This is a genomic window from Streptomyces sp. NPDC056452 (assembly GCF_042796085.1).
Taxonomy (GTDB): domain Bacteria; phylum Actinomycetota; class Actinomycetes; order Streptomycetales; family Streptomycetaceae; genus Streptomyces.
Window position 1 is genome coordinate 21254 of sequence record NZ_JBHTRI010000037.1, and the last position, 23558, is coordinate 44811.

Annotated in this window: 19 protein-coding genes; 11 read left to right on the top strand and 8 right to left on the bottom strand. The window is 70.4% G+C overall.

Going from position 1 to position 23558, the window contains the following annotated elements; all coding sequences use genetic code 11:
* Window positions 1–7 precede the first annotated feature (7 nt).
* Window positions 8–1168 (top strand): NlpC/P60 family protein, encoded by a 1161-nt coding sequence (locus ACFQ6X_RS29475; protein ID WP_383185831.1) that lies wholly within the window; start codon window positions 8–10, stop codon window positions 1166–1168.
* Between the two features lie 61 nt (window positions 1169–1229).
* Here ACFQ6X_RS29475 and ACFQ6X_RS29480 read toward each other — a convergent pair whose 3' ends face one another.
* The 5 genes from ACFQ6X_RS29480 to ACFQ6X_RS29500 are packed head-to-tail and all read right to left on the bottom strand — an operon-like array spanning window position 1230 to window position 6976.
* On the bottom strand, window positions 1230–2471 hold the full coding sequence (locus ACFQ6X_RS29480; RefSeq protein WP_383185833.1) for a styrene monooxygenase/indole monooxygenase family protein: 1242 nt from the start codon (window positions 2469–2471) through the stop codon (window positions 1230–1232).
* Between the two features lie 39 nt (window positions 2472–2510).
* A complete protein-coding gene (locus ACFQ6X_RS29485) occupies window positions 2511–3161 on the bottom strand; it encodes an ATP/GTP-binding protein (protein WP_383185835.1) in 651 nt (216 codons plus the stop codon).
* Window positions 3142–3555, bottom strand: coding sequence for a DUF742 domain-containing protein (locus tag ACFQ6X_RS29490; RefSeq protein WP_329207468.1), 414 nt, complete (start codon window positions 3553–3555; stop codon window positions 3142–3144). Before ACFQ6X_RS29490 ends, ACFQ6X_RS29485 begins: the two co-directional genes overlap by 20 nt.
* The gene (locus ACFQ6X_RS29495; RefSeq protein ID WP_383185837.1) at window positions 3552–4031 is read right to left on the bottom strand and encodes a roadblock/LC7 domain-containing protein; all 480 of its coding nucleotides are present in this window, start codon (window positions 4029–4031) and stop codon (window positions 3552–3554) included. The genes ACFQ6X_RS29490 and ACFQ6X_RS29495 overlap by 4 nt, the downstream gene beginning before the upstream one ends.
* A complete protein-coding gene (locus ACFQ6X_RS29500; protein WP_383185918.1) occupies window positions 4028–6976 on the bottom strand; it encodes a nitrate- and nitrite sensing domain-containing protein in 2949 nt (982 codons plus the stop codon). Before ACFQ6X_RS29500 ends, ACFQ6X_RS29495 begins: the two co-directional genes overlap by 4 nt.
* Window positions 6977–7340: 364 nt before the next feature.
* Here ACFQ6X_RS29500 and ACFQ6X_RS29505 point away from each other — a divergent pair, with 364 nt between their 5' ends.
* Window positions 7341–8126, top strand: a complete 786-nt coding sequence (locus tag ACFQ6X_RS29505) for a hypothetical protein (protein WP_383185839.1) — start codon at window positions 7341–7343, stop codon at window positions 8124–8126.
* 65 nt (window positions 8127–8191) lie between these two features.
* On the opposite strand, the gene ACFQ6X_RS29510 is transcribed toward ACFQ6X_RS29505, so the two are convergent.
* The gene (locus tag ACFQ6X_RS29510; RefSeq protein WP_383185841.1) at window positions 8192–8689 is read right to left on the bottom strand and encodes a MarR family winged helix-turn-helix transcriptional regulator; all 498 of its coding nucleotides are present in this window, start codon (window positions 8687–8689) and stop codon (window positions 8192–8194) included.
* 239 nt (window positions 8690–8928) lie between these two features.
* On the opposite strand from ACFQ6X_RS29510, the gene ACFQ6X_RS29515 reads away from it, so the two are divergent.
* On the top strand, window positions 8929–9762 hold the full coding sequence (locus ACFQ6X_RS29515) for a lysozyme (protein ID WP_383185843.1): 834 nt from the start codon (window positions 8929–8931) through the stop codon (window positions 9760–9762).
* Between the two features lie 163 nt (window positions 9763–9925).
* Window positions 9926–10690 (top strand): polysaccharide deacetylase family protein, encoded by a 765-nt coding sequence (locus tag ACFQ6X_RS29520; RefSeq protein ID WP_383185845.1) that lies wholly within the window; start codon window positions 9926–9928, stop codon window positions 10688–10690.
* 119 nt (window positions 10691–10809) lie between these two features.
* On the opposite strand, the gene lon is transcribed toward ACFQ6X_RS29520, so the two are convergent.
* On the bottom strand, window positions 10810–13239 hold the full coding sequence (gene lon / locus ACFQ6X_RS29525; protein ID WP_383185847.1) for an endopeptidase La: 2430 nt from the start codon (window positions 13237–13239) through the stop codon (window positions 10810–10812).
* A gap of 322 nt (window positions 13240–13561) precedes the next feature.
* On the opposite strand from lon, the gene ACFQ6X_RS29530 reads away from it, so the two are divergent.
* From ACFQ6X_RS29530 to ACFQ6X_RS29550, 5 genes are all read left to right on the top strand, one after another.
* Window positions 13562–14245 carry a spermidine synthase gene (locus ACFQ6X_RS29530; RefSeq protein ID WP_383185849.1) on the top strand — a complete coding sequence of 228 codons (684 nt, stop codon included), beginning with the start codon at window positions 13562–13564 and terminating at the stop codon, window positions 14243–14245.
* A 231-nt stretch (window positions 14246–14476) separates the two neighbouring features.
* Window positions 14477–15214, top strand: a complete 738-nt coding sequence (locus ACFQ6X_RS29535; protein WP_014154105.1) for a response regulator transcription factor — start codon at window positions 14477–14479, stop codon at window positions 15212–15214.
* A complete protein-coding gene (locus ACFQ6X_RS29540) occupies window positions 15211–16287 on the top strand; it encodes a HAMP domain-containing sensor histidine kinase (protein WP_351167058.1) in 1077 nt (358 codons plus the stop codon). Before ACFQ6X_RS29535 ends, ACFQ6X_RS29540 begins: the two co-directional genes overlap by 4 nt.
* A 259-nt stretch (window positions 16288–16546) precedes the next feature.
* The gene (locus ACFQ6X_RS29545) at window positions 16547–20338 is read left to right on the top strand and encodes a multifunctional oxoglutarate decarboxylase/oxoglutarate dehydrogenase thiamine pyrophosphate-binding subunit/dihydrolipoyllysine-residue succinyltransferase subunit (RefSeq protein ID WP_383185851.1); all 3792 of its coding nucleotides are present in this window, start codon (window positions 16547–16549) and stop codon (window positions 20336–20338) included.
* 90 nt (window positions 20339–20428) lie between these two features.
* Window positions 20429–20611, top strand: coding sequence for a DUF6104 family protein (locus ACFQ6X_RS29550; protein WP_003961784.1), 183 nt, complete (start codon window positions 20429–20431; stop codon window positions 20609–20611).
* On the opposite strand, the gene ACFQ6X_RS29555 is transcribed toward ACFQ6X_RS29550, so the two are convergent.
* A complete protein-coding gene (locus ACFQ6X_RS29555; RefSeq protein WP_383185853.1) occupies window positions 20612–21445 on the bottom strand; it encodes a hypothetical protein in 834 nt (277 codons plus the stop codon). It abuts the gene before it with no gap.
* Between the two features lie 155 nt (window positions 21446–21600).
* Here ACFQ6X_RS29555 and ACFQ6X_RS29560 point away from each other — a divergent pair, with 155 nt between their 5' ends.
* Window positions 21601–22458 carry a DUF4097 domain-containing protein gene (locus tag ACFQ6X_RS29560; protein WP_383185855.1) on the top strand — a complete coding sequence of 286 codons (858 nt, stop codon included), beginning with the start codon at window positions 21601–21603 and terminating at the stop codon, window positions 22456–22458.
* Window position 22459: 1 nt separating this feature from the next.
* The gene (locus ACFQ6X_RS29565) at window positions 22460–23437 is read left to right on the top strand and encodes a helix-turn-helix transcriptional regulator (RefSeq protein ID WP_383185857.1); all 978 of its coding nucleotides are present in this window, start codon (window positions 22460–22462) and stop codon (window positions 23435–23437) included.
* Window positions 23438–23558: the final 121 nt, after the last annotated feature.

Consider the following 23558-nt stretch of genomic DNA (forward strand, 5'->3'; position numbering starts at 1 on the left):
TGATGTCGTGTCAGGCAGAGTCGCGCGCACGCTCTGCACGGCGGTGCTGGCCGCGGTCGTGGCCGCCTCCCCCGCCACCGCGGAACCGGCGGACCCGAGCCCCGCACCGGCAGATCCGAGTCCCGCGCCGGCCCCCGACGCCCCGCAGAGCGTCGCCGGGCTGCTCAGGCAGCTGCAGACGCTCTACCAGGAGGCCGAGGAGGCCGGCGAGACCTACAACGGCACGGCCGAAGAGCTCAGGAAGCGGACCGCCGAGGCCAAGAAGCTGGACACCGCCCTCGCCAGGGCACGCACGGTGCTGGATTCGAGCCGCCGGGACGCCGGGCGCCTGGCCCGCGCCCAGTACCAGGGGCGCACCGACTTCTCCGTGTACATGCGGCTGCTGCTGTCCGACGACCCCGAGCACGCGCTGGCGCAGAGCCATGTGATCGAGCGGGCCCAGGCCGGCCGGTCAGCCACCGTCGGCAGGCTCACGGGCGCCGAGAAGCGCGCCGACAGCCTGGCGACCAGGTCGCGTGCCGTGCTGGACCGGCAGCAGTCGCTGGCCAGGAAGCAGAAGCGGCAGCGCGACACCGTGCGGTCCCGGCTGAACAAGGTCGAGGGGCTCCTCGCCTCCCTGTCCGACGAGCAGCTCGCCGCGCTGTCGCAGCTGGAGCAGAAGAACATCGACAAGGCCCAGGACGAGCTGGTCGCCTCGGGGGCGCTGAGCTCGGTCCGCCTGCCGTCCGAGCAGGGCGGTGACGCCGTGCGGTACGCGATCGAGCAGATCGGCAAGCCGTACGTCTGGGGGGCGGAGGGACCCGATTCCTTCGACTGCTCCGGCCTGACCTCGCAGGCGTGGACCGCAGCGGGGCGGAGCATTCCGCGTACGTCGCAGGAGCAGTGGCGGCAGCTGCCGAAGGTACCGGTCGAGTCGCTGCGCCCCGGCGATCTGGTGGTCTACTTCCCCAGGGCGACCCATGTGGCGCTGTACATCGGCGACGGCCTCGTCGTGCAGGCACCCAGGCCCGGAGCCACGGTCAAGGTCTCACCCGTGGCGTCGAACCCGCTGCTGGGCGCGGTCCGTCCGGATCCCGGCGGCGAGCCGCTGTCCACGTACACACTGCCGGAGCTGCCCGAGGACGCCTCCTCCGGGTCGGACACGGGCTACGACGCGCCGGACGAGTGAGCCGGGTCGCCCCGCCGTCGTGACCGGCGGGGCGGCCCGGCCGCCGTCGTACGTGTGACGGTCAGGCCTGCGCGCCCGAGACCTCGGCGAGGTACGCGTTCGTACGGTCCGGCTCGAAGAAGAAGTTGTCGAAGTCCGCCGGGTCGTTGAACCCGTTGGCGAAGCGGTCGGCGACCGGCTGGAGCTGACCGGCGGCACCGATCAGGTTCAGTACGTGCTCCGGCGGGACGCCGAGCATCGCGTTCGTCCACTTCGTCACGTGCTGGGCGGTGTCCCAGTACCGGTCGAACGTGGCCTGCATCCAGTCCGCGTCGAACGCGCGGTCGCCGTGCTCGATGATCGAGTCCAGGTACGCCTTCGCACACTTGGACGCCGAGTTGGAACCCTGGCCGGTGATCGGGTCGTTGGCCACGACCACGTCCGCCACACCGAGCACCAGGCCGCCGCCGGGCAGCCGGCCGATCGGCTTGCGGACGGTCGGGGCGTAACGGCCCGCCAGCGTGCCGTTGGCATCGGTCAGTTCGACCTTGGTGGCGCGTGCGTACTCCCACGGGGTGAACTTCTCCATGAGCTCCAGGGTCTTGGCCAGGTGCTCGGAGGGGTCCTTGATGCCCTGGAAGGCGTCGAGGGGGCCGCCCGGGATGCCCTCCCAGAACAGGATGTCCGCGCGGCCCGACGTGGTCAGCGTCGGCATCACGAAGAGCTCGCCCACACCGGGGACCAGGTTGCAGCGGACCGCGTCGAAGTCCGGGTGCTCCGGGCGCGGGCCCATGCCGTGGACGTAACTGACGGCCAGCGCACGCTGCGGGGCGTCGTACGGCGAACGGGACGCGTCCCGGCCGAACATGGAGACGAGCTCGCCCTTGCCCGCGGAGACCATCACCAGGTCGTAGGTGCGCGAGAAGAAGTCGAGGTCGGAGACGGCCGCGCCGTGGATGACGAGCTGACCGCCGCGCTGCGCGAAGGTCTCCATCCAGCCGGCCATCTTCACGCGCTGGTCGACGGACTGCGCGTAACCGTCCAGCTTGCCCACCCAGTCGATGGGACGCGAGGAGTCGGGAGCGGCGACCGAGACACCGAGGCCCTCGATCCGCGGCGCCTGCGACTCCCAGAAGTTGAGCTGGAGGTCGCGCTCGTGCTGGAGGGCCGTGTGGAACATGCACTGCGTCGACATGACCCGGCCGGTCCGGATCTCGTCCGCGGTGCGGTTGGACATGAGGGTGACTTCGTACCCGCTGGACTGCAGTCCAAGGGCAAGCTGGAGACCGGACTGACCGGCTCCGACTATCAGAATCTTCCGCATCGCGGTTCTCCGTTACGTGTACGTGGGTGCGTCTGGCAGTTACGCGGGAGTGACGTCGAGCGCGTGCCCCACGAGGGCGAGCAGCGATTCGACGACCGTGATCCTCTTACGCGCATCCATGATCACAACAGGCACGTGCGGCGGTACCGTCAGGGCCTCCCTGACGTCACCCTCCTCGTAACCGGTCGATCCCTCGAAGTGGTTGACGGCGACGATGTACGGAAGTCCGCAGCTCTCGAAGTAGTCGAGTGCCGGGAAGCAGTCGGCGAGACGCCGGGTGTCGGCGAGCACGACCGCCCCGATCGCGCCACGTACGAGGTCGTCCCACATGAACCAGAAGCGCTGCTGGCCAGGTGTGCCGAACACGTACAGCACGAGGTCGTCGTCGAGCGTGAGACGGCCGAAGTCCATCGCGACGGTCGTGGTGACCTTGTCGGGCGTGGAGGTGAGGTCGTCGGTCTCCTCACTGGCCTGCGTCATCATCGCTTCGGTCTGCAGAGGGGTTATCTCCGAGACCGAGCCCACGAAGGTCGTCTTGCCCACGCCGAAGCCGCCCGCGACCACGATCTTGGTGGCGATCGGCGCACGCGTGTGGTCCAGCTGCCAGGCCTGCACCGACTCGTCGGGCTGGTCCCGAGGCCCCGGCTGACGCGGGGTGAAGAGCGGAGCCTCAGAGACGGCGGAGTCCATTGAGCACCCTTTCGAGCAGTGCGCGGTCGGGCTGACCGGTTCCGTGACCGGTTCCGTACACGCGGATCTTTCCCTGGTCGGCCAAGTCGCTGAGCAGCACCCGGACCACACCGAGCGGCATCTTCAACAGGGCCGAGATCTCCGCGACCGTACGCATACGACGGCAGAGTTCGACGATGGCGCGGAGCTCCGGCATGACGCGCGAGGCGAGGTTGCCGTTCGTGAGTTCACGGCGCTCCTCGGGGGCCTCCAGCGCTGCGACGAACGTCTCGACGAGGAGGACGTGGCCGAAGCGGGTGCGGCCGCCGGTGAGGGAGTACGGGCGGACCCGTGCGGGCCTGCGGTCGGACCCCCGGACGGGGAGCTTGCGTACGGGTTCAGCAGCAGAGGTCACTGGGCGCTCTCCATCGATTTGCGCAGTTCACTGCGGAGTTCGGGGGTGAGTACGTGTCCGGCGCGGCCGACGAAGAGCGCCATGTGGTAGGCGACGACGCTCATGTCGCAGTCGGGGGTGGCGTGCACACCCAGCAGGGAGCCGTCACTGATCGACATGACGAAGACGCTGCCCTCGTCCATGGCGACCATCGTCTGTTTGACGCCGCCGCCGTCCATCAGCTTCGCGGCGCCGACGGTGAGGGAGCCGATGCCGGAGACGATGGTGGCGAGGTCGGCGCTCGAACCCTTGGGGCCCGTCTTCGTCTCGGCAGGCTTGGCCGTCGCGAGACCGGGGTCGGAGGAGAGCAGCATCAGTCCGTCGGACGAGACGACGGTGACCGAGTGGACCCCTGGCACCTCCTCCACGAGATTGCTCAGCAACCAGTGAAGGTTCCGGGCCTCGGTACTCAGCCCGAACGTGCTGGGCGCAGTCAACTGCGTGCCTCCTCGACTGTGTCCCCCGTCTCATCGAATCGATCATCGGTACGGTCGTTCAGCTCGATGTGGTCGGTCTGTGGGGCGCTCTCGGCGCCGTCGCTCCCGTCGGTGCTCCCGGCGATCTCGGCCTCGACATCGCGTCGGCCGTCCCTCGCACCCTGCTGGAAGCCGCCGAGCCTGCGGCGCAGGGCGTCCCTGTCCAGGCCGCCCTTGCGCTCCTTGACGGGCGCCGCGGCGGGGGTGACGACCTTGGGGGTGCGCTTGGGCAGCCCCTTGTCGGTGAGGGGCTCCGTCATCGGCTGCCGCGGGCCCGGGAGGACGTCGGCGGCGGAGACGGGGGCGTCCACGGGGTCGGCCGGGGAGGCCGCGGGGCTCGTGTCGGCCGCGCGCTCGTGGCTGTCGGGTCCGATGGCGTACGGGCCGGGCGCGTCCTGCGGCACCGGCAGCCGGACCTGCATCGTGGTCTCGGCCTCGGACTCGGCGGGCCCTGAGGCGTCCGCTTCGGGCCTCTCACTCCCGGGGCGGTCGCTCTCGGGCCCCTCGGGCGCTGGTACTTCGCCCGGGAGCACTGCCTGCGCGGGTTCCGCGTCCGTGGGTACGGCGTCCGCGGGTACGGCGTCCACGGGCTCCGCGTGCGCCGGCTCCTCGGGCGCGACGGGGGCGGCCGGGGCGCTGTCCGTGCCCGCTTCCAGGACCGTCCGCTCGGCTGCTGCGATCAGCGGGTCCTCGGACACCTGCGCCGAACGCGGCGGCAGCGCATTGGAGTTGGCCTCCGCGACGGAACCCGGCAGGTTCAGCGTGGGCGCGTCCCCGGGCATCTGCACGGGCGGCGGCGACGAGGCGGGCGGCGCCTTCGGCAGCAGGGCTTGCGGAAGGACGACGACAGCTGTCACTCCGCCCCCCTTCTGCTCACGCAGCTGCACCCGTACGCCGTGGCGTGCGGCCAGCATCGACGTCACCTGAAGTCCGAGTCCGGCCCCGTCCGCGGCCTGTTCACCGGCCTCGAACGATGCCGGGTCGGCCAGCCTGGCATTCAGCTCGCCCATCCGGACCGCCGACATGCCGATGCCCTCGTCCTGCACGGAGAGCATCACCTCACCGGACTCCAGCAGCCAGCCGGAGAGCTCGACATGGGAGTCGGGGGGCGAGAAGGACGTCGCGTTCTCCAGGAGTTCGGCGACCAGGTGGCTCAGGTCGTCGGCGGCGAAGCCGGCGATCTGGGAGTGCGGCGGCAGGGACTGGATGGTGACCCGCTCGTACCGCTCGATCTCGCTGACGGCCGCACGCAGTACGTCGACCAGCGGGATAGGCCCCCCGTGCCCGTGCCCGTGGTCGGTACCGGCGAGGACCAGCATGTTCTCGCTGTGACGCCGCATGACGGTGGCCATGTGGTCCAGCTTGAAGAGCGTGGCGAGACGCTCCGGGTCCTGCTCGCGCTCCTCGAGTCCCTCGATGACACCGAGCTGGCGCTCGACGAGACCGAGCGTGCGCAGGGAGAGGTTGACGAAGGTGTGGTGGACCGTGTTCTTCAGCTGCGTCAGCGCGGTGGTGAGCTCGGCGACCTGGGCCTGGAGTTCGGCCCGCTGCACGGAGAGGGCTTCGCGGCTCGCGATCAGTCCGCCGCGCTCGTTCTGCAGGCTCTCGAATCGGTCGGCCGTCTCGTGGTGCAGCCCGTGCAGCTTGCCGTGCAGGGTGTTGATGGACCGTACGACCTGCGCGAACTCGTCGTTGCGCCCGGTGTAGCGGACCGGCTCGGCGGTCTCCGGTTCGGCGGCGAGGCGTGCCGCGCCGATCCGCAGGACGGCGAGCGGCTGGGTGAGGGTGCGTGCGACCGCGGTGGAGACGCCGACGGCGATCAGCAGACAGCCGCCGAGCAGCGCGATGCGCAGTTCGAGCGCGGTGACGTCGTCGTCGCGCAGCTGTTCCAGGCTCTTGACCCGGGCGGTGCCCAGCGCGGACTCGACGCCCCGCATCCGGTCGATGCGGGCGGAGAGCGCGGTGCGGGCCTTCTTGCGGTCGGTCCTGCGGTCCGCCTCGGACAGCTCGGGGCGGTCGGTGAGCCGGGTGAGGTACTTCTCCGCGCTGTTGACCTCGGGGCCGGTCACGGTGGACGCGAGCTTGTCCCGGGCGGCCGGGCCGGCGGCCTGGTCGAAGTCGGCGAGCGAGGCGAGCTCGCGCACCCGGGCCTGCTGGGCGGCGGCGCTCAGCTCGTCGCGGTTGCGGTCGTTCTCGCTGTCGCCCTCGTCCCGGGTCTGGACGGGGAGCCCGGTGAAGGGATCGATCTGCGGTTCCGCCGGCTCCGCGCCGGGAACGGAGAGCGCGGCCAGGAGAAGCCCCCGGGTGGCGGAGGCCTGCTCGACGGCGCCACCGAGGGCGAGCGGTGCGCGGGTCGCGTCGGCGGCGCGCGGTGGGGTCTTCTCGGCCAGCTCGTCGGCGAGGTCGTGGAGTTTGGAGATGACCTCGGAGTACGCCTGGTGGGCCTCCAGCGCCGAGCCCTTGCCCGTGAGGGCGTCGCGGCGCAGCGAGGGGATGGTGGAGAGGTCGCGTCGCAGGGCCGCGGGGGCGGCAGCCCTGATCTCGTCCACCTGCTGGTCGACGCGGGCGGCGGGCACGCGCCCGGCGTCCTTGGCGTCGTCCTCGTCACGGCCGGCGGCGATGTGGGCGGTGACGTCGTCGCGTTCGTCGGCGAGGGAGTGGGCGAGCGTGATGGCCTGCTGGTTCAGCTCGGCGAGCGTGACCAGCCGCTGGGACTCGTTGAGGTCGGAGGACGCGCCGAGGGCCGCCGGGGCGCCCGCGGCGATGACGGTGATCCCTACGACGGCAACGCCGGCGACGAGCCGGCTGCGCACCCGCACGGTCCGCTTGTCAGCACCCGCTGCCGGAGGCGTCGCCCCGGAACCGTCGCGCGTGCTGTCCTTGCTCCGAGGCCGCTTCTTCTGCACCGGTGCTCGCAATCTTGACTCGTCCACCCTTGAAGCAGAGGTGACACACGGTCACGTGGAAAGGCGCCCCTTGCCCTGGTACGGCTTCTGACCATTCCAGTGCTTTTGAGAGGGGGGCGCGCATCAACCGCTCCGCCACTCGAACGAGTGAACATCACTCCGGAGTTGGCGAACAAGTCTCCCCACGGGCGCTCCCGGCCATGCACGGCCCCTTGGGTGGAACTTCGGCCCAGGCTTTGGCAGGATGCCCGCCCGCATATGCACGGAGCACCTCCTTCCATTCGGGGAGGCCGTTCTGACCTGCTGGTACGGCCCAACCCCCGGTTCGTGCAGCCCTCGTGAAGACATCGTGCAGACTGATCGCATGCGCATCGAACTCGCCACCGCGCCGGGTAGTCCCGAACGCCCCAACGAGGACTGGGTATCGACCGCCATCCCGGCAGCCGGCCTGGGCGGGGCACTCGTCCTGCTCGACGGCGTCACGCCACCCAGGGGCGACGACGGATGTGTGCACTCCGTGCCCTGGTTCACCGCGGGACTGGGTGGATCGCTGGTCGAACTGTCCGCTTCGCGACGGGATCTGACGCTGACCGAGATCCTCTCGATGTCCATTCGGCGCACCGCCGACACGCACCGTTCCCTGTGTGACCTTTCTCACGTACGAACACCACAGGCGACGGTGGTCGTGGCGCGTTGGGACGAACAGGAGATCGAGTACCTGGTGCTTTCCGACTCCGCACTCCTTCTCGAAGCGCCCGACGGCGCGGTGCGGGCGGTCCTCGACGACCGTCTCGACCGGCTCCCACCGGGCTCTCTCGCCTCCGAGGCGATCGCCGACGCGCGCGTACGGAACAAGGAGGGCGGCTTCTTCACGGCAGCCGCCGACCCCGCAGTGGCATCACGCGCAGTGACCGGCCGCACCCCGCGCGCGGAGGTCCGGACGCTGGCGGCGCTGACCGACGGGGCGAGCCGCTGGACGGAGACGTTCCGTGAGGGCGACTGGACGGCCACGCTGGGGCTGTTGCGCAAGGCGGGGCCGCAGGGACTGATCGACCGGGTCAGGGAGCTGGAGAGGGCCGACACGGACCGCGTGTACCTGCGCCGCAGCAAGACCCATGACGACGCGACAGCCGTCCTGGTCGAGCTGTAGACCTGCGCGGGCTGCCGCCCTGCCCGTGCCGCCCTGCCGGTGTCCGCCCGCGCCGGCCGACGCCCTCAGTCCTCGGCGCGCTCGTTCAAGTGGTGCAGCAGTCGCGCCAGTTCCGCGACCTCGGCGCGGTCCCAGTCCGCCAGCTTGCGGGCATAACGTCCGCGGCGGGCATCCCGGACACTCCGGAAGCGGGCGAGCCCCTCCTCGGTGAGCCGGACGAGCGAGGCGCGGCCGTCCGCCGGGTCGCTCTCGCGCGCCACCAGCCCCAGGGCCTCCAGTGCGCGCAGCTGACGGCTCATGGTCGCCTTGCCGACACCGAAGTAGGCGGCGAGCTCGGTGGCACGCTGCCGGCCTGCCGACTCCAGCCGTACGAAGAGCCCGTAGGCCGCCGACTCCAGGTCCGGGTGGACCTCACGGGCCATCTCCCCCGAGCTGGCCCGCGCCCGGCGCAGGAACACCGCCAACTCACGCTCCAGCGCAAGGAATTCGTGGTCCACACCACTCCCGGCCGCGGCACCGGGTTCACTCGCGCTTCCACTCCCGTGCACGTCAGCACCCTTCATACGCTTTCCCGCCGATGAAAGTTTCTTTCAGCCCCGGCCATCGCCGCAGCTGGGCCAGTATTTCGCAGGCGTAGACCATCGGCAGCGGCCGGTCCCCCTTCCGCCGGGCGGGTCTACGTGCGTAGCTTCATGAGTGTCACGGGTGGCATGTCCACACCATGACGGCACGCACTGCAGGAGTGTCCCGCACCCGCTCCTGGGCCAGCAGTTCCCCCCACCGAGTCCTCGGAGGCACGCAGATGCCCGTGCACAGATCCGGATCCGGAACGACCCGCCGCTCGCGCCTCGCCGTAGCGGGATCCCTCCTCGCAGCCCTCGCCCTCCTGCTCGCGCTGCCCGGCGCGGCCGGCGCCGCCGACATCCCCCAGCGCGGTACGGCCCGGATGGGCCAGGGCGTCATCGCCCACGACGGACAGCAGGGCGGCAGCCCCACCGGCCCCTCCGCCGTCCAGACCGAAGGCGTGGACGTCAGCGGCCACCAGGGCAACGTCGCCTGGCAGACCCTGTGGAACAGCGGCGTGAAGTGGGCCTACGTCAAGGCCACCGAGGGCACGTACTACAAGAACACGTACTTCACGCAGCAGTACAACGGCTCGTACAACATCGGCATGATCCGCGGCACGTACCACTTCGCCACCCCCGACACGACCAGCGGTGCGGCCCAGGCCAACTACTTCGTGGACAACGGCGGCGGCTGGTCCAGGGACGGCCGGACACTGCCCGGCGTGCTCGACATCGAGTGGAATCCGTACGGCGCCCAGTGCTACGGGAAGACCCAGGCCGCCATGGTCTCCTGGATCCGCGACTTCGCGAACACCTACAAGGCGCGCACGGGGCGCGACCCGGTGATCTACACCGCCACCAGCTGGTGGAAGGACTGCACGGGCAACAACGCGAGCTTCGGCGCCACCAACCCGCTCTGGGTGGCCCGCTACAACACCACGGTCGGTGAACTCCCGGCCGGCTGGGGCTTCTACACGATGTGGCAGTACACCTCGTCCGGCCCCACGGTCGGCGACCACAACCACTTCAACGGCGCCCTCGACCGCGTACAGGCACTCGCGAACGGCTGATCGGACCCCACCCCGCACGACCGGGCCCCGGTGACAAGCACCACGTCACCGGGGCTCCGTGCTGTTCCGAACCTCACTATACATAGTGCGTATACACGCTATGTATAGTCGCGGCGTGCCGCACCACCGGCGTGCGGCTCAGCCACGAAGGAGTGAGCCTGCCGTGCCCAAAAAGATGTCGCCGTTCGGTACGGGACTGGCCGCCGCCCTCGTCGCCGCGCTCACGCTGACGCTCAGCGGCTGCTCGATGCAGACCACCGCCCCGGGGTCGGCACGCCGGGACGCCGCGTCCGACGCGAAGGGGTCGTTCGGCCAGGTGGACTGCCGCAGGGCGAAGTGCATCGCGCTGACCTTCGACGCGGGCCCGGCGAAGGACACCCCGCACCTCCTGGACGTCCTCAAGGAGAAGAAGGTGCCGGCCACGTTCTTCCTGCTGGGCAGGGACCACGTCCTGAAGCACCCCGGCACCGTTCGGCGCATCGAGGCCGAGGGGCACGAGGTCGCCAACCACACCTGGACGCACGAGATCCTGACGGACAGGGAGCCGGACGAGATACGCGCCGAACTGGAGAAGACCCAGCGCGCGATCGAGAGGATCACCGGGAAGAAGCCGCGTCTGATGCGCCCGCCGCAGGGCCGTACGGACGACACGGTGTCCGGGATCTGCGCGGAGCTCGGGCTCTCCCAGATCCTGTGGAGCGCGACCGCCAAGGACTACTCCACGAACGACTCCGCGCTGATCAGGAAGCGGATACTCGACCAGGCCGGCAGGGACGGGATCATCCTGCTGCACGACATCTACCCGGGGACGGTCCCCGCGGTGCCGGGCATCATCGACGCCCTCAAGGACCGCGGCTACACCTTCGTGACTGTCCCCCAGCTGATGGCCCCCGCGGAACCGGAACCCGGCACGGTCTACCGCCCCTGAACCGCCCGCGGCCCTGCCCCGGGGCGCGGAACGCGGAACGGCCCGCCCCTCCCTCGCGGGAGGAACGGGCCGCCCGTACCGGCCGTGTCCGTGGTGCCACGCCCGTCACTGCGTGACGCCTACGCCGCAGCCGGGATCCTCTCCTCGGCCCCGACCGACGCCGGGGCGAGCGCGATCTCCAGCACCTGGCGGACATCGGTGACCGGGTGGACCTCCAGGGTGTCGAGGACCTCGGCCGGGACGTCGTCCAGGTCGGCCTCGTTCCGCTTGGGGATCACCACCGTGGTGATGCCCGCCCGGTGCGCGGCCAGCAGCTTCTGCTTCAGACCGCCGATCGGCAGCACCCGTCCGGTCAGCGACACCTCACCGGTCATCGCCACATCCGTACGGACGAGCCGCCCGGAGAGCAGCGAGGCCAGCGCCGTCGTCATCGTGATGCCGGCACTCGGGCCGTCCTTGGGAACGGCGCCCGCCGGGAAGTGGATGTGCGCGCCGCGGTCCTTCAGGTCCGCGACCGGCAGTTCCAGCTCCGCGCCGTGCGACCGCAGGAAGCTCAGCGCGATCTGGGCGGACTCCTTCATCACGTCGCCGAGCTGACCGGTGAGCGTCAGTCCGGACGCCCCGGTCTCCGGGTCGGCCAGCGACGCCTCGACGAACAGCACGTCGCCGCCCGCTCCGGTCACCGCGAGCCCCGTGGCCACGCCCGGCACCGCGGTGCGGCGCTCGGCCGGGACCTGGGCGGACTCGGGAACGTGGTGGGGGCGTCCGATCAGGCCCCGCAGGTCCTCGTCGGTCACCGTGAACGGGAGCTCGCGGTCGCCCAGTTCGTGCTGTGCCGCGACCTTGCGGAGCAGCCGTGCGACCGCCCGCTCCAGGTTCCGCACCCCGGCCTCCCTCGTGTACTCGCCGGCCAGCTTGCGCAGCGCCGACTCGTCGAGGCTCACCTCGTCCTTCTCCAGTCCGGCCCGCTCCAGCTGGCGCGGGAGCAGGTGGTCACGGGCGATGACGACCTTCTCGTCCTCGGTGTAGCCGTCCAGCCTGACCAGCTCCATGCGGTCGAGCAGGGCTTCCGGGATGGCTTCGAGCACGTTCGCCGTGGCCAGGAACACCACGTCGCTGAGGTCGAGCTCGACCTCCAGGTAGTGGTCGCGGAAGGTGTGGTTCTGCGCCGGGTCGAGCACCTCGAGCAGGGCGGCGGCCGGGTCGCCCCGGAAGTCCGAGCCGACCTTGTCGATCTCGTCGAGCAGGACGACCGGGTTCATCGAGCCGGCCTCCTTGATGGCGCGGACGATACGTCCCGGGAGCGCGCCGACGTACGTACGCCGGTGGCCGCGGATCTCCGCCTCGTCCCGGACACCGCCGAGTGCGACGCGGACGAACTTGCGGCCCATGGCGTGCGCCACGGACTCACCGAGCGAGGTCTTGCCCACCCCGGGCGGACCGACCAGCGCCAGCACGGCACCGCCGCGCCGCCCGCCGACCACACCGAGCCCGCGGTCGGCACGCCGCTTGCGCACCGCGAGGTACTCGGTGATGCGCTCCTTCACGTCCTGCAGGCCGGCGTGCTCCGCGTCCAGGATCTCCTGGGCGCCCCTGATGTCGTACGCGTCCTCGGTCCGCTCGGTCCACGGCAGTTCCAGGACGGTGTCCAGCCAGGTGCGGATCCAGGAGCCCTCGGGGCTCTGGTCGGACGCGCGCTCCAGCTTCTCGACCTCCTTGAGGGCGGCCTCACGGACGTTCGCGGGCAGTTCGGCGGCCTCGACGCGCGCCCGGTAGTCGTCGGACTCGTCCTCCGGATCACCGTTGAGCTCGGAGAGCTCCTTGCGCACGGCGTCGAGCTGGCGCCGCAGCAGGAATTCACGCTGCTGCTTGTCGACGCCCTCCTGGACGTCCTTGGCGATGGATTCGGCGACGTCCTGTTCGGCGAGGTGCTCGCCGAGCCACTGGACGGCGAGCTTGAGCCGGGCGACCGCGTCCACGGTCTCCAGCAGCTGGACCTTCTGGGCGGTGGTGAGGAAGGGCGAGTAACCGGAATTGTCGGCGAGCGCCGAGATGTCCTCGATCTGCTGCACCCGGTCCACGACCTGCCAGGCGCCGCGCTTCTTCAGCCAGCTGGTGGCGAGCGCCTTGTACTCCTTGGCGAGTTCGGCGGCGGAGCCGGGCAGGGGATCGGGCAGGGACACGTCGATCCGTGTGCCCTCCACCCACAGCGCCCCGCCGGGCCCGCTGGTCCCGGCACCGATCCGTACCCGGTCACGGGCGCGGATGAGTGCGCCAGGGTCCCCGTCCGAGAGCCGTCCGACCTGCTCGACGGTTCCGAGGACACCGGTCCCTGTGTAGTTCCCGTCGATGCGGGGGACGAGCAGCACCTCGGGCTTGCCCCCGCCGGGACGCGCGACGGCCTGGGCCGCCTCGACGGCGGCACGGACTTCCGCATCCGACAGATCGAGCGGAACCACCATTCCGGGAAGCACGACCTCGTCGTCGAGCGGCAGCACGGGCAGGTCGATCGGCGTGAACGCCTGGGACGCATTGGACTCAGCAGTCATGATCTCCCCTTCGGCAGGCAAGTTGAGTTATGTGGACTCAATGCTCCTGAGCTGCCGAATGTTCCCCACCCTGCGTTCGCTCTCAGCGATCACTCTGGAACCCTGCCCCCGCCCCGAGTCGCGCAGACCGTGCGGCGCCTGCCCCTACGGCAGCATTCCGCGTGGCCCGGCCATTCCCGACGGGCTGCCGGCGGGCCGCGGAATCGAACGCCGCCGCCGCTCGGACGGGAGGGTGACACTGCGGAAATCGACTGGTCCCGACCGCGGCGCGTGGGGATGATGAACCGGCCGACCGCCCCACCGCCGACCGGAGACCGCCCCCATGTCCGTCACAGACGCCCACCGCCCCGTCACTCTCGACCGGCGCGAAGGACCGTACGGTGAAGTCGTCCTGCGCGAGCGCGGCGACGACTTCGAGATCATCGCCAACGGCTGCTTCCTCATGGACACCTCCGACGGGCGCTCCGAGCGGCTGCTGATCGACGCGGCGCTCGACGCGCTGCCCGACGGGCGGCCGGACCCCGCCGTGCTCATCGGCGGGCTCGGCGTCGGCTTCTCGCTGGTTCGCGCGGCGGCCGGCGAGCGGTGGGGCCGGATCGTGGTGGTCGAGCGGGAGCAGGCGATCGTGGACTGGCACCTGGAGGGGCCCCTCGACCGGATCTCGGGTGCCGCCCTCGCCGATCCGCGGACCGAGATCCTCCGTACGGACCTCGTCGAGCACCTCCGTACGACCACGGAGCGTTACGACGCGTTGTGCCTGGACATCGACAACGGCCCCGACTGGACCGTCACGGAGGACAACGGAAGCCTCTACTCACCGGCCGGTCTCGCGGCCTGCCTGGCCCGTCTGACGCCCGGCGGAGTCCTTGCCGTGTGGTCCGCACAGCCGTCCGCGGACTTCGAGAAAGCCTTGCGGAATGCCGGATTCCACGCGGTACGGACCGAAGAAGTAGCCGTTGCCCGAGGTGTGCCCGACGTGGTCCATCTCGCACTCCGGAGTGTCTGAACCCCCACCCGGTATCCACAGCCCCGGTATCCCACGGGCCAAGCGGCACAAGGCCGACGATCCGCCTCTCCCGCGGAGGTAACACCTTCACCTCGGTCAACACCCTGCGTAGCCGGGAGCCGTCTTCTGCCTTTACGCTCTGACCGGCACAAGGGATCACCCACGAAATCCACAAGCGATAACCGTGCCTCCGGGGGAATGGCCTCCGCGAGAACGGGCAGGGGCGGGGCGATGGAACAGACACACACCACCCACAACGGCGTCGCGGCCACCCCCGGGGCTCAGCGCCGGGTTCTGGTGGTCGAGGACGACGCGACAATCGTCGACGCCATTTCCGCCCGTCTGCGGGCCGAGGGCTTTCTGGTGCAGACCGCACTGGACGGGCCTGCGGCCGTGGATGCGGCCGAGGCCTGGCAGCCCGATCTGATGGTGCTCGACATCATGCTTCCCGGCTTCGACGGCCTGGAGGTCTGCCGCCGTGTGCAGGCCCAGCGCCCCGTGCCGGTGCTGATGCTCACCGCACGCGACGACGAGACAGACATGCTGGTCGGGCTCGGGGTCGGCGCCGACGACTACATGACCAAGCCGTTCTCCATGCGTGAGCTGGCGGCGCGGGTGCACGTCCTGCTGCGGCGGGTGGAGCGGGCCGCGCTGGCCGCCGTCACCCCGCGCAGCGGCATCCTGCGCCTCGGCGAGCTGGAGATCGACCACGCGCAGCGCCGTGTCCGGGTGCGCGCCGACGACGTCCACCTGACGCCGACCGAGTTCGACCTGCTGGTCTGCCTGGCCAACACACCGCGCGCGGTGCTCTCCCGGGAACAGCTGCTGGCGGAGGTGTGGGACTGGGCCGACGCCTCGGGCACCCGCACGGTCGACAGCCATATCAAGGCGCTGCGCCGGAAGATCGGCGCCGAGCGGATCCGTACGGTGCACGGCGTCGGTTACGCCCTGGAGACTCCCGCGCCATGACGCGGCCCGGCTCCGGACTGCGGCCCTTCTCGATCAAGGCCAAGCTGGGCACGCTCGTCGTGGTCTCGGTGTTCATCACGACAGGTCTGCTGATCGTCGCGCTGCGCACCAGGACCGAATTCAGGTTCATCACGGTCTTCTCCGTGATCGCCACGCTGCTGATCACCCAGTTCGTGGCCCATGGCCTGACCGCGCCGCTCGACGAGATGAGAGCGGTCGCCAGATCGATCTCGCACGGCGACTACACGAGACGCGTGAGCGGCGCCGGACGCCGCGACGAGCTCGGCGACCTGGCGCAGACGATCAACCGCATGGCGGACGACCTGGAGGCCGAGGACCGGCACCGCAAGGAGCTGGTGGCCAACGTCTCGCACGAGTTGCGCACCCCCATCGCGGCGCTGAGAGCCGTGCTGGAGAACGTGGTGGACGGGGTGTCCGCCGCCGATCCCGAGACGATGCGTACGGCCCTGAAGCAGACCGAGCGCCTCGGCAGGCTGGTGGAGACGCTCCTGGACCTCTCACGGCTGGACAACGGCGTGGTGACGCTGAAGGCCCGCCGCTTCGAGGTGTGGCCCTACCTGTCGGGGGTCCTGAAGGAAGCGAACCTCGCTGCCTCGCACCGCAGGCTCTCCTCGGGCTCCGGCAACCACTCCCGTACGGACGTCCATCTGCACCTCGATGTGTCGCCGCCCGAGCTGACGGCGCACGCGGACGCGGAACGGCTGCACCAGGTGGTCGCCAATCTCATCGACAACGCGGTCAAGCACAGCCCTCCGCACGGCCGGGTCACGGTGCTGGCGCGGCGCGGGGACTACCCCGAGTCGCTCGAACTGGAGGTCGTCGACGAGGGCCCCGGCATTCCGGAGGCGGAGCGCCACCGGGTCTTCGAGCGCTTCAACCGAGGCCAGGCGCCCTACCCGCACGGCTCCGGCAACGACGGCGGTACGGGGCTGGGGCTGGCGATCGCCCGCTGGGCGGTGGATCTGCACGGCGGCCATATCGGCGTGGCCGAATCAGCCCGCGGATGCCGGATCCAGGTCACTCTTCCGGGGACATCTCAGTTCCGCGGTTGACATAGAGTTCGAACCGGAAGGCGGCGTTCTACGCTGCGGCCCTGAAAGAGATACGGTCCAAGGGGCCGTGTCCACGGCCTCGCGTACCCGAAGTGCAGCGGAACCCCGCTTGTTTCCCGCCATTTCATGCGCCGAAACCCGGCTTCCGATGTGATGTGCACGACGAAGACCGGCCCGGCCTGCACGTAACGGCTGGGGAGGCGTAGCCTTGATTTCCGCTGTCCATCACCTTGTGAAGCGGAAGAGGGCGGTTGCCGCCGTGTCGTCTCAGTCCCCCAGTAACTCGAGCATCTCGACCGATCAAGAAGCAGGCTCCGGGTCCAACCCGGCGGCCGCATTCGGCCCCAATGAGTGGCTTGTCGACGAGATCTACCAGCAGTACCTCCAGGACCCCAGTTCGGTCGATCGCGCCTGGTGGGACTTCTTCGCCGACTACAAGCCGGGCACGTCCGGCACGGCGGACAAGCCCGGCCCCGCAGCCGCGGGGGCTGCGGTGACCCCGGCTCCCGCCGCGACCACCGTCAACAACGCCGTCCCGGCCGAGCCGGTGGCGAAGGCCCCGGCCACGGCCGCGGTACCCGCACCCGCCGCTCCGGCGCCGAAGGCTGCGGCCCCTGCTCCGGCAGCGCCCGCCCCGGCCAAGGCAGCACCCGCGAAGGCCGCCGAGGCGACCGAGGCTCCGGCCGGCCCGGAGTACGTGACGCTGCGCGGCCCCTCGGCCGCCGTCGCGAAGAACATGAACGCCTCGCTGGAGCTGCCGACGGCCACGTCCGTCCGCGCGGTCCCGGTGAAGCTGCTCTTCGACAACCGCATCGTCATCAACAACCACCTCAAGCGGGCCCGCGGCGGGAAGATCTCCTTCACCCACCTCATCGGCTACGCGATGGTGCAGGCCCTCAAGGCCATGCCGTCGATGAACCACTCCTTCGCGGTCAAGGACGGCAAGCCGACCCTGGTCAAGCCGGAGCACATCAACCTCGGCCTGGCCATCGACCTGGTGAAGCCGAACGGCGACCGCCAGCTGGTCGTCGCGGCCATCAAGAAGGCCGAGACGCTCAACTTCTTCGAGTTCTGGCAGGCGTACGAGGACATCGTCCGCCGCGCCCGTGTCGGCAAGCTCGGCATGGACGACTTCTCCGGCGTCACCGCTTCGCTGACCAACCCCGGCGGCATCGGCACCGTTCACTCGGTGCCCCGCCTGATGCCCGGACAGGGCCTCATCATGGGCGTCGGCGCGATGGACTACCCGGCGGAGTTCCAGGGCACCTCGCAGGACACCCTGAACAAGCTGGGCATCTCGAAGGTCATGACGCTGACCTCGACGTACGACCACCGGGTCATCCAGGGCGCCGCCTCCGGCGAGTTCCTGCGTGTGCTGTCCCAGCTCCTGCTCGGCGAGAACGACTTCTACGACGAGATCTTCAAGGCGCTGCGCATCCCCTACGAGCCGGTCCGCTGGCTCAAGGACATCGACGCCTCGCACGACGACGACGTCACCAAGGCCGCACGGGTCTTCGAGCTGATCCACTCCTACCGGGTCCGCGGCCACGTCATGGCCGACACCGACCCGCTGGAGTACCGCCAGCGCAAGCACCCCGACCTGGACATCAACGAGCACGGCCTCACCCTGTGGGACCTGGAGCGGGACTTCGCGGTCGGCGGTTTCGCCGGGCAGACGCTGATGAAGCTCCGCGACATCCTCGGTGTGCTGCGTGAGTCGTACTGCCGCACCACCGGCATCGAGTTCATGCACATCCAGGACCCGAAGGAGCGCAAGTGGCTCCAGGACCGGGTGGAGCGTCCGCGCCCCGCGCCGGAGCGCGAGGAGCAGCTGCGGATCCTGCGCCGTCTGAACGCCGCGGAGGCCTTCGAGACGTTCCTGCAGACCAAGTACGTCGGCCAGAAGCGGTTCTCGCTGGAGGGCGGCGAGTCCGTCATCCCGCTGCTCGACGCGGTCATCGACTCCGCCGCCGAGGCGCGCCTCGACGAGGTCGTCATCGGCATGGCCCACCGCGGCCGCCTGAACGTCCTGGCGAACATCGTCGGCAAGTCGTACGCGCAGATCTTCCGGGAGTTCGAGGGCAACCTCGACCCGCGGTCGATGCACGGCTCCGGCGACGTCAAGTACCACCTGGGCGCCGAGGGCACCTTCACCGGTCTGGACGGCGAGCAGATCAAGGTCTCGCTGGCCGCCAACCCCTCGCACCTGGAGGCGGTCGACCCGGTCCTCGAGGGCATCGCCCGCGCCAAGCAGGACATCATCAACAAGGCCGGCACGGACTTCACGGTCCTGCCCGTCGCGCTCCACGGCGACGCGGCCTTCGCGGGCCAGGGCGTCGTCGCCGAGACGCTCAACATGTCTCAGCTGCGCGGCTACCGCACCGGCGGCACCGTCCACGTCGTCATCAACAACCAGGTCGGCTTCACCGCCGCCCCGGAGGCGTCGCGCTCCTCGATGTACGCCACCGACGTGGCGCGCATGATCGAGGCGCCGATCATCCACGTCAACGGTGACGACCCGGAGGCCGTGGTCCGCGTCGCGCGGCTCGCCTTCGAGTACCGGCAGACGTTCAACAAGGACGTCGTCATCGACCTCATCTGCTACCGCCGCCGCGGTCACAACGAGGGCGACAACCCGGAGTTCACCAACCCGCAGATGTACACCCTGATCGACAAGAAGCGCTCGGTGCGCAAGCTCTACACCGAGTCCCTCATCGGTCGCGGCGACATCACGCTGGAAGAGGCCGAGCAGGCGCTCCAGGACTTCCAGGGCCAGCTGGAGAAGGTCTTCGCGGAGGTCCGCGAAGCCACCTCCGCGCCGTCCCAGCCGCATGTCCCGGACGTCCAGGCCGAGTTCCCGGTGGCGGTGAACACCGCGGTCTCCTCGGAGGTCGTGAAGCTGATCGCCGAGTCCCAGGTCAACATCCCCGACGGGATCACCGTCCACCCGCGTCTGATGCCGCAGATGCAGCGCCGCGCGGCCTCGGTGGACAACGGCACGATCGACTGGGGCATGGGCGAGACCCTGGCCATCGGATCGCTGCTGATGGAGGGCACCCCGGTCCGGCTCGCCGGCCAGGACACCCGCCGCGGCACGTTCGGCCAGCGTCACGCGGTCCTCGTCGACCAGAAGACCGGCGAGGACTACACCCCGCTGCTCTACCTCTCCGACGACCAGGCCCGTTACAACGTCTACGACTCGCTGCTCAGCGAGTACGCGGCGATGGGCTTCGAGTACGGCTACTCGCTGGCCCGCCCGGAGTCGCTGGTCATCTGGGAGGCCCAGTTCGGTGACTTCGTCAACGGCGCGCAGACGGTCGTGGACGAGTTCATCTCCTCGGCCGAGCAGAAGTGGGGCCAGACGTCCGGCGTCACGCTCCTGCTGCCGCACGGCTACGAGGGCCAGGGCCCGGACCACTCGTCCGCCCGCCCGGAGCGCTTCCTGCAGATGTGCGCGCAGGACAACATGACGGTCGCGATGCCGACCCTGCCGTCGAACTACTTCCACCTCCTGCGGTGGCAGGTGCACAACCCGCACCACAAGCCGCTGATCGTCTTCACACCGAAGTCGATGCTCCGTCTCAAGGCGGCGGCGTCGAAGGCGGAGGAGTTCACCACCGGCGGCTTCCGTCCGGTGATCGGCGACGAGTCGGTCAAGGCGGAAGCGGTCCGCAAGGTCGTCTTCTGCGCCGGCAAGCTCTACTACGACCTGGACGCCGAGCGCGAGAAGCGTGGCGACACGGAGACGGCGATCATCCGTCTGGAGCGCCTGTACCCGCTGCCGGGTGCGGAGATCCAGGCCGAGATCGCCAAGTACCCGAACGCGGAGAAGTACCTCTGGGCCCAGGAGGAGCCGGCCAACCAGGGTGCGTGGCCGTTCATCGCGCTCAACCTGATCGACCACCTGGACCTGGCCGTCGGCGCCGATGTGCCGCACGGTGAGCGCCTGCGCCGTATCTCGCGCCGGCACGGCTCGTCCCCGGCGGTCGGTTCGGCCAAGCGTCACCAGGCCGAGCAGACCCAGTTGGTCAACGAGGTCTTCGAGGCCTGACCGGCTGTCGTACGCACCGTCGGTGCCCGGTCCCGCGAGATCATCGCGGGACCGGGCACCGCGGCGTTTCGGCCTCGTTATTCTGGTCGCATGTACTTCACGGACCGTGGCATCGAGGAACTTGAGAAGCGGCGCGGCGAGGAGGAGGTCACCTTCGAGTGGCTCGCCGAGCAGCTGCGCACGTTCGTCGACCTCAACCCCGACTTCGAGGTTCCCGTCGAGCGCCTGGCGACCTGGCTGGCCCGGCTGGACGACGAGGACGAGGACGAGTAGTCACCGCCGGGGCGTTCCCGCTGCCTCCGCTTCGCGTCTGAACCGGTTGTAGGCGAGCCCCAGGGCGCCCTGCACCAGCAGGATCAGGCCCGCCGCGACCCAGCCCCCGCTGCGCCGGCGGGCACCCCACAGGGTGAGAGGCACTCCTACCGCGACCTGCGCCGCGGCCGCCGCGCGGGCCCGGGGACCGAGCACCCACGGCCCGAGGCTCCCGCTCTCGACCGCGTCGAGCTCCACCCGTACGGCATCGCGCCAGCCGGCCCACTCGATCTGTTCCGCTCGGGGGTGCGCCCCGGCCACGCTGCGCAGCCGGTCTGCCGTCTCTCCGGGGGTGAGGCCGGCCGGGAGCGAGACTCCGGTACGGGCGAGGACGGAGAGAAGTCCGCGCAGCCGGGCGTCGGCGTCCGCCTCCGGATCCGGCCGGGTCAGCGCCTCCAGCTCCTGGACGTCCAGGACCGGATCGAGGCCCAGCCGTACCGCGAACGTCCGCATGGCCTCGTCCTCACCTGCCGGGGTGCCGTCGGCCAGCCAGATGTAGCCGACCGGGCGGCGGAATCCCGAGGCGAGGGTGTAGCCGGAGCGGTCGCCGTCCCACCACAGGGCGAGCACCGGCCAGGCCGAACCCACGGCGAGCGCGGTCGCCCAGCCGCCGAGGACCCGGTCGACCGGCTCGCCGCCCTCGCTGCGCCAGGGCTTCCCTTCGGGAACGACGGCGCTCCACCCGTCGCCGGCCGGGGTGAGCACCATCGGCTCACGCAGGAGATGCGCCAGGGGCCGTACGGTCTCGGGGTCGGCCCGGCACAGCAGCAGAGCGCCCACGGATGTCGCGGTCATGGTCCACACGCTAGGGCAATTCGCCCGCACATGACTCTATTTGTCCGCTCTTGCCGCTCATCCACAGCCCCTTGACTTCCGTAATCCGCGATATATCGTGTTCTCAAGAGACGCGATATGTTGCGTCACGGCACGCTCTCCGGGAGGTCCGATCCATGCCTGAGTCGACGTGGTCCGTCGCCGAGCCTCAGAAGCTCACATTCGACGACCCCGTGACGGCGCTCAGTGTGCGCATCGTCAACGGGGCGGTCAATGTCGTCGGCACCGATGAGGCCACCGCCCGCCTGGAGGTCTCCGGCATCGAGGGCCCCCCGCTGATCGTCACCCAACGGGACGGCACCCTGACCGTGACCTACGAGGATCTGCCGTGGAAGGGGTTCCTCAGCTGGCTCGACCGGAAGACGCCGCGCCGTCACGCCGTCGTGTCGCTGGCCGTGCCCTCCGGTGCGGCGGTGGAGGTGGGCGTGGTCGGCGCCGGGGCGGTCGTCTCCGGGATCCGGGGCCGCACGGAGCTGCGGGGTGTCACCGGTGACACGACCCTCGTGGGACTCTCCGGCGTGGTCCGCGCGGAGACCGTCTCCGGCAGCCTGGAGGCCCAGGCCGTCACCGGCGACCTCCGCTTCCAGTCCGTGTCGGGAGACCTGACGGTCGTCGAGGGTGCCGGGACGTCCGTACGGGCGGAATCGGTCAGCGGCCACATGGTCCTGGACGTCGATGCGTCCCCCGGGCCCACGGACATCAGGCTGACCACGGTCTCCGGCGAGATCGCCATCCGGCTGCCCCACCCGGCGGACGCGAAGGTGGAGGCGAACACCGCGAGCGGCGCGGTCTCCAACGCCTTCGAGGACCTGCGGGTCGGCGGCCAGTGGGGCGCGAAGAAGATCACCGGCACGCTCGGCGCCGGGACGGGGAAGCTGAAGGCGACGACCGTCTCCGGCTCGATCGCCCTGCTGCGCCGCCCCCCGGCCGAGGACGACCCGTACGACGCCGAGCCGACCGGAAAGGTGCTCTGACATGCCCCCCGTATTCGCCCACGGCCGCCTGCGCCTGTACCTCCTGAAACTGCTGGACGAGGCCCCTCGCCACGGCTACGAGGTGATCCGCCTGCTGGAGGAACGCTTCCAGGGGCTGTACGCACCGTCGGCCGGCACCGTGTACCCGCGCCTGGCGAAGCTGGAGGCCGAAGGCCTGGTCACCCATGCGACGGAAGGCGGCCGCAAGGTCTACTCGATCACCGACGCCGGGCGCTCCGAGCTGGCGGGCCGCGGCGGCGAGCTGGCCGACCTGGAGCTGGAGATCCGCGAATCGGTCTCCGAGCTGGCCGCGGAGATCCGCGACGACGTACGCGGCGCGGCGGGCAAGGTGCGCAGCGAGATGCGGGCGGCGGCATCCGAGTCGCGGCAGGCCACGGGCGGTGCCCGGAGCGGCTGGGACTCCGACTTCGGGGACAGCGAGACGTGGCGCACGGCGAAGGAGGAGCTCCGCAAGGCCAAGCAGGAGTGGAAGGAACAGGCCCGCCGGGCGAAGGACGAGTCCCGCCGCGCCCGCGAGGACGCCGAGCAGGCCCGCCGGCAGGCCCGGGAGGCCCACGAGAAGGCGCGCGAACAGATGCAGAACGCCGCACGCCAGGTGCAGGAGCATTTCGCTCGGGGCGACTGGCCCACGGGAGTACGGGAAGGTCTGGCCGAGATCACCGGTCAGCTCGGCAACTTCGCCAAGAGCGGCAGCTGGCCCTCGTACACGAGGCCCGACCCCGCCGCCCCCGATGTCGAGTGGGCCGCCGACGCGACGGCCACGGGTGACCCGTCCCGCGACCTGGACCGCCTGCTGGACCGCTTCCGCGACGACATCCGGGACGCGGCGCGGGACCAGGGAGTCACTGAGGCCCAGCTGACGGAGGCCCGCCGCCACCTCGCGACGGCCGCGACACACATCGGCACGCTGCTCCGGGGCACCGCAGACGACAAGGCCGAGAACACCAAGAAGGGCTGACCGCCCGAGCCCACCGGGCCGCAGGCGCCGACCAGGCCCGGTGGGCGCCTGCGGCCCGGTGGGCAGGGCAGGGCAAGCCGGGTAGCCCCTTCGCCCGGTGGGCGGGGCCGACCCGGTGAGC